General features: G+C 44.4%; 9 protein-coding genes. 7 read left to right on the top strand and 2 right to left on the bottom strand.

Translation table 11 applies throughout. From position 1 onward, the window contains the following. The coding region (locus JGK16_RS31785; RefSeq protein WP_293193865.1) for a zinc ribbon domain-containing protein at positions 1-337 on the top strand (337 nt) is incomplete at its 5' end. A gap of 117 nt (positions 338-454) precedes the next feature. Next, a complete protein-coding gene (locus JGK16_RS31780) occupies positions 455-1279 on the top strand; it encodes a cyanophycinase (protein ID WP_293176300.1) in 825 nt (274 codons plus the stop codon). Between the two features lie 387 nt (positions 1280-1666). Here the strand turns inward: JGK16_RS31780 and JGK16_RS31775 are convergent, their stop codons facing one another. Next, entirely contained in the window at positions 1667-1915 is a 249-nt protein-coding gene (locus JGK16_RS31775; RefSeq protein WP_293176298.1) for a hypothetical protein, read from the bottom strand. 771 nt (positions 1916-2686) lie between these two features. On the opposite strand from JGK16_RS31775, the gene JGK16_RS31770 reads away from it, so the two are divergent. The 4 genes from JGK16_RS31770 to JGK16_RS31755 all read left to right on the top strand — a co-directional run bounded on the left by JGK16_RS31770 (position 2687) and on the right by JGK16_RS31755 (position 4656). Continuing rightward, positions 2687-2974, top strand: a complete 288-nt coding sequence (locus tag JGK16_RS31770) for a glycogen-binding domain-containing protein (RefSeq protein ID WP_293176296.1) — start codon at positions 2687-2689, stop codon at positions 2972-2974. Then, a complete protein-coding gene (locus tag JGK16_RS31765) occupies positions 2968-3402 on the top strand; it encodes an alpha amylase C-terminal domain-containing protein (RefSeq protein WP_293193863.1) in 435 nt (144 codons plus the stop codon). Before JGK16_RS31770 ends, JGK16_RS31765 begins: the two co-directional genes overlap by 7 nt. Before the next feature lie 236 nt (positions 3403-3638). Next, entirely contained in the window at positions 3639-4025 is a 387-nt protein-coding gene (locus tag JGK16_RS31760; protein WP_293176292.1) for a BON domain-containing protein, read from the top strand. 214 nt (positions 4026-4239) lie between these two features. Beyond that, complete coding sequence (locus tag JGK16_RS31755) at positions 4240-4656, top strand: DUF2294 domain-containing protein (RefSeq protein ID WP_293176290.1); 417 nt, start codon at positions 4240-4242, stop codon at positions 4654-4656. Here JGK16_RS31755 and JGK16_RS31750 read toward each other — a convergent pair. Beyond that, on the bottom strand, positions 4625-5080 hold the full coding sequence (locus JGK16_RS31750; protein WP_293176288.1) for a response regulator: 456 nt from the start codon (positions 5078-5080) through the stop codon (positions 4625-4627). The two genes, JGK16_RS31755 and JGK16_RS31750, sit on opposite strands and share 32 nt — an antisense overlap. Before the next feature lie 595 nt (positions 5081-5675). Here JGK16_RS31750 and JGK16_RS31745 point away from each other — a divergent pair. After that, positions 5676-6053 (top strand): DUF2267 domain-containing protein, encoded by a 378-nt coding sequence (locus JGK16_RS31745; protein WP_293176286.1) that lies wholly within the window; start codon positions 5676-5678, stop codon positions 6051-6053. Positions 6054-6394 lie beyond the last annotated feature (341 nt).

The following is a 6394-nucleotide window of genomic DNA, read 5'->3' as shown; positions in this document are numbered from 1 at the left end:
TCAGAACTTTGTCAGTATTCCTCACGCTCGATTTATTGAGATGCTCAAGTACAAAGCTTGCTTAGCAGGAATTAAAGTGGTAATTACTGAAGAAAGCTACACCAGCAAATGTTCTTTCCTCGATTTCGAGCCGATGAGCAAGCAACAAAGCTATAAAGGAAGAAGAATAAAGCGAGGATTATTCAGAGCGAGTGATGGGCAATTAATCAACGCCGATCTGAATGGTAGTCTCAACATAATTAGAAAAGCATTCGGGAATGAGGCATTCGCTTCGGACTCGATACAGGACTTAGTAGTAAGTCCAGTAAGGGTAACGCCTTACCAACAAGCAGTTTAGGCAGATGACTATATTTGTCTATTCAAGTTGGAACTATTAATCTCTACCTTTTGGCAGTTTTAGGAAACAAAAATGTTATGTTTTAGTGAAATACAATTCATTAAGAGTGCAGATCGTATGGCTGGGAGCGAAAATCAGGGAAAGTTGCTAATTATTGGCGGCGCCGAAGACAAAGACGGGGATTGCAAAATTCTGCGGGAATTCTTGCGGTGTGCTGGAGGCACTAAAGCCCGCATTGTAGTGATGACGGCTGCTACCAGCCTCCCAGGAGAAGTCGGAGATAATTACATCAGAGTGTTTGAGCGCCTCGGGGCTGAAGATGTGCGAGTTGTTGACACCCAGAAAGCCGAAGATGCTGACAATCCAGATTATTTAGAAGCGATCGAACAAGCGACTGGCATATTCTTTACCGGCGGGGAGCAAGCGCGGATTATTAGCTGCTTGAAAGATACCAAACTCGACGCAGCTATGCACAAACGCTACTCCGAAGGGGCGATTATTGGTGGCACCAGTGCCGGCGCGGCGATGATGCCAGACATGATGATTATTGAAGGAGACTCCGAGACAAATCCTCGCGTTGATGTGGTAGCAATGGGCCCGGGAATGGGTTTCCTGCCAGGAATTGTCATCGACCAGCATTTCGCCCAGCGAGGCCGTCTGGGACGCTTAGTTGCTGCACTCTTGTTGCAACCAGCAGTCTTGGGATTTGGGATTGACGAAAATACAGCTATTTTAGTCAGCGGTGACGTGGTTGAAGTCATTGGCGAAGGGGCTGTAACTGTCATCGACGAGTCGGAAAAACTCCACGACAATATGGATGGACTGTTGAAGGATGAGGCTTTGGCGATTTGCGGGGCCAAGTTGCACATCCTCCCCCACGGATACCGGTTTAATTTGAAAACTCGCCAGCCGATGCTCGATAGGGTAGCAACGGTAGCATAGTCAGAAAGGGCGATCGGGCAACTTACCTGCAACTGTCCAAAAATCTCAAAATTATCTAGGGTGCGATCGATCGCACCTTAGTGCTTGAACGAAGTATAGCGGATCGAGCTCTCCTATGAGGTACGTTGTTGGGCTTGGGCCCTCTTAGTTTAGTGGTTATAGAAGCTGCATGAGAGCGGACTGAAGTCCGCACTACAAACCTTTTTGTTCGTAGTGCGGACTTCAGTCCGCAGCTTTTTACGGACTGAAGTCCGCACTACGAACATTTTTGTGATGGTAATCCACCGGACACGATCTCAGGGTTAAAAAAACCTGATACTTCGTCCAAGACACTAATAAAAAGAAGAGGATTTTACCTCTTCTTTTATTGCTGCCGTTTCTGCTTTTTTAAGCACTTTTTTGTTCGTCAAAAAACGACTGCTGCCCATCTTCAGTCGATACTAAATTCCACCCTTGAGTTATCAGCCTCTGAAAAGTTGCCCATCCCTTAGAACCCCCTGGCTCCATGTAGTCCGAAACCGCGAACTGCGGAAAAGCTGTATAAGGCCGCCACGCTTGACGAGCTTCGGTACGCAGGTGCAATATCTTTTCTCCATTGCCTCCCAATCTGGGCAACCAACACATTTGTTTTAGCATTTTTAACACTCCAGAGTTTTTACAGTAACGGTAATTCGTCAACATCCCAAATTAAACTTTTAGAGCCATCTTAGCCGCTGCTCGGAAGATCTAACAGGTAACAGGGACGGATGAAATTTTCACCGATTACCAATTACTGAGGTAGCAGCAGTCGTTTAAGCTGATTTTGGTTCTGCACAGTTTCCCAGTCTTTGACTAAAAAACAAGTGCTACCAAGGTATAAGCAAAAATAATCATTGCTCTGATCCGCTCAAACTTGACTTAAAGGCGATCGCCCGAGAATCCAGTTGAATAAAGTATTTATCTTTCTGGTTTCCCTTACTTGATAACTACAAGCTCATCCTCGCTGTTTCCGCCTAAAATGACATCTTTCTACGGTATTAGCTCTGTCAGCTAAAAAATGTTCCTTTAGTTACAAATATTAATATCTGAAGGCGATTTATCTAGTTATCAAAAGTTAAATTAATTTTCATAAACAGCGATCGATAAGTTTTAGTTACTTTAGCTACAATTTTGATTTCATTCAGGGGTTCGGAGAGATAAAGGTACGTAGTTGGGCTTGGGCCCTCTTGAGACGTATAGATAAAGAGGGCCCAAGCCCAACTACGTACCTAATTTTTATGATGACAATAAAACCACCCTGTAGGGTGCGCGCGGAACTCGTGACAACATTCGAGTTACGATTTAACTCTTAAGAACGATGGCGACAGATTGGCAAAATTGTAAAAATGAATACTAATCACAGTTATAAGTTCTGCGTAAAAGGTATTCATGGCCGCTGCAATTGAATTCAAACTCTTCGCTCCCAACAACAAAGCAGCTACAGTGCTCGGCTCTTTTTCTAAATGGGAAGAAATTCCCTTAGAAAAAGATGATAGAGGTTATTTCCACACTAAAATTCAGCTCGCAGGCGGTATTTATCAATATAAGTTCCGAGTGCAGTCGCAGAGTCCTTGTTTTGAAACCGACGAATGGGTAAAAGTTAATGACCCCTACGCTACTGAGATTGACAGCACTGCTCATATTTTAAACGCGCTAAATTGGCAGCAGTTTTGCTAGTCACAGCAGTAGGAATACCGATGCTGTGGATGGGCGAAGAGTTCGGACAATCCACTCGCCAAACCCCCAACCAGCCGAATAAATTGCAATGGTCTTTGTTGAACAATCAGCAGAATCATGATTTGTTGGAATACTACAAACACCTGATTCGATTGCGGACAAATGTTCCGGCACTTTACACCGAAAACATTGAATTTATCCACCAAAATGCCGAAGCTAAAGTGCTCGCTTACTATCGCTGGAACGATGATGGTTCGCGAATAGTAGTGGTGGCCAATTTTTCGGACACTTATCTATCTGATTACTGTATTCCTAACTTTCCCGATACCGGAAATTGGCACGAGTGGATGTACAACAAAATTGTAGGAGTTGGGGAAGAAGACTTTAAGTTTGATTTGCCGGAATGGTCGGCTCATGTATTTCTTTGAGATGAGAAAAATTTATGTCCCCAGGCAGAGGTTTGGTGAAGTTGTAGAAGATTAAATTGTATTTATGACTGGCACATACAACTCGATCGACCGGGTTTTTATACCGAGCATGATGGCCATAACAACTCGGTGTATGCGTCCTGAATGGCGATCGCAATTCCTGGTATTGAGCATAAGAATTGTACGGCGCCGTGCCAAATGTCAATTAACAAAAATATTGTGAGAGGGTAACTTCTATGGGCTGGCTAAAAAGACTGTTTGGTTTAGAAAAACTGGAAAATCAAGAAAATGTGGAAGCTCCTGCTTACCAAGCACCTGTAGCTCCATCTCAAGCTCAAGTTCAAACTCAACCTGCTGCGGCTGCGACTAAAACAATCCCGCCGGAACGCATGGGATTGAATGGAGAATACGATCAAAGCGGTTTAGCTAAACGGGTGGCTCAGGCTTTCGATGCAAATCCTGATGTGGCGGACATTGAGACTGTTTATGTTGCTCAACACGGTACTACGGTGGTTCTCAAAGGTACAGTTCCCAGTCAGGAAATTGTAACCAAGTTGGTGACAATTGCTAAAAGCATTAATGGTGCAACTGGGGTGGAAACCAATCAAGTTACTGTTGGCTAGGGGAGCATCTCAGTTTGGCATTTATAGTGCTGTCCCCGCTCGCGAGTTGTAGAATACGCGAGCGGGGACAGCACTATAATAAAAAAAATGCTTTTTGCAAAACTGAGATGCTCCCGTTGGCTAGGGCGACGGTTGTTGGGAACAGTTAACGGTTAACAAGTTAACTGTTAACGATTAATTATTTTTTTGAGCGATCTTGCTGTACATAAAAAATATGACCGGGGAAAATTTAGTACCTACTCGCGGCACATTAGAACGGAGTCTTGGGCAAGGGATTCAAGCTTTGTACCGATCTGTACTCGGACACCAAACGAGTCAGGCGCTCTGCAATCTTTTGGATAACAAATTAATCATTGTAATCGAAAATGCGATTACTCAACCAGAAAAACTGCTGGCTCAGAACGGTCAGCAAGATTTGGCTTCCCAGGTGCGATCGCAATTAGAGTCAGTTCTGGAATTGCCACTGAAAGACTTAATCAAAGAAGTTTTGGGTGTGGGAGTGATCGATCTCCTCAGCGATGCCACTTTGGAGACCGGTCGCGCCGGAACGATCGCAATTTTGGAGTCTGCACCTCAAGTTCGCGATGCTACTTCTAAGTCTAAAACTCAACCAGAAGTGGCTGATGGTTGAGGTGGTGGCGGATAATTAGTTCTAAATCCTTGATGTTGAAAGGTTTAGAAAGATATGCAACGCAGCCTGCTTCGAGAATCCGATCCCGGTCTTCTGTTTTTGCTAGTGCTGTGACGGCCACGATCGGAATATGTCTGAGATCCGGGTTTTCTCTGATCCGCTTTACTAATTCTATACCGTCTATATCGGGCAGACAAATATCGAGTACGATTAGGTCGGGAGAGCGCGAGACTGCTGTCGAAAGAGCACTGTACCCGTCCATGGCTCCTACGCACTCGCAGCCGAATAAATCGAGTATTTGCGTCAGCAGCTCTAAGTTATCGTGATTGTCGTCTACAGCCAATACGAGAGGACGCTTGTCAACCGCCAGGTGACCCATATTTAAAGAAGATTCCAAATGCTGATTCCACGTAGGGTAGTTCATAAATCCAGATCGAAAAACGATCGTAAAAGTTGTACCCGAGGCATTCTTCAAGTGGCGCTCGGGCACTTGAAACAGATTGGCTCGTATTTGTAGCTCTCAGATGGCCAGTCTTCGGTCTAACCAGATTGTACAATATGGCTGCGAGTTCTGGCAAAGACTGCACCAGTTGATCGCTCCACAGTATCTCCATAATTTTACTGATCCCCGGGCAAATTGCCAACTTACGCCCTAAGGTTGCGTCAGCTTTGACAACAAGAGGCGATTACTAGGAAAAAGCTTGCTAATAAACTATCCTAGCTTAATTTTTGCTTTGAAGAGTGGCCGCAGTTTTTGAGAATTCCCTCAACATTACACTACTGATATCCTCCGTGTATCTACCTAAAGAAAGATTAGATGAGGCACATAAATTTAACAACTTCCACCTGCTGAGAGATACTTATTTCTCCGGTTTAGATTTCAATGTTTTTAAGTAGTAATTATCGCTAATTAAACCCGTAAAAATATCATTTTTTACTGACTGTTTACCAGATATTAACCTAGGAGATGTTGATGACAATTGCAATCAGAGACGACTTAACTTACCAGAAAGAATTGGTTGAAAGCCCGCCCGCGCGATTTGATGACAACAGAAGCCAGCGATCGCGTGGAAGCCGAACTGCACAAAGAAGTTTTACCTACGGACGACAAAACCCTCCAAACAGAAATAGCTGACCTCTGGAAAGATACGAATCCGCTGGTACGATTGCTAAGCCGGGTGCGTGAGCCTTTGCGCGGGCCTGCACCTTTGGGCATCGATTCCAATTTGTTTGTACGGAGGGTCGAACTAGAAGGCTCACTTCCTTCGGGAGTAAAATCGGAAACTGCGATCGCGGGTGTATTTTCGGCAACGAAGGATGAGTTGTCCCAGGAGCGAATTCAGGAAATAGCGAGCTTTTTGCCGGAGAGAATTCGGGAAATTTGGGAGTCGGCTTAACGGGATATTTCCCAGTATAAATACTGAGCAACCGGTTTACTCTTCCAGCATTCTGCACTCTCAGTCAGAAGCTTGTGCGATCGACCCGCTTTCTAGATTGGTTTGATCGTTCGGACTTTAGTCCGCATCAAAGTCTGTTGAGAAACCCAGTTAGGATCGCAAATTAAATAATTTACACATATTTGTGGGATGGGCGTCCCGCCCGTCTAGAAAGGACGGGCGGGACGCCCATCCCACAAGAACAATAGACCTCTTGCAAAAAAAATCTATGCTATAATAAAAGATTTTCAATTTAATCCCCCTAGAGCTAACTCATAATTATAAATTGCTGATAACAAATT

The organism is Microcoleus sp. PH2017_09_SFU_O_A (assembly GCF_020738625.1).
Taxonomy (GTDB): domain Bacteria; phylum Cyanobacteriota; class Cyanobacteriia; order Cyanobacteriales; family Microcoleaceae; genus Microcoleus.
The sequence above is the reverse complement of the archived record's forward strand: the minus strand, read 5'-3'. Positions and strand labels throughout refer to the sequence as shown.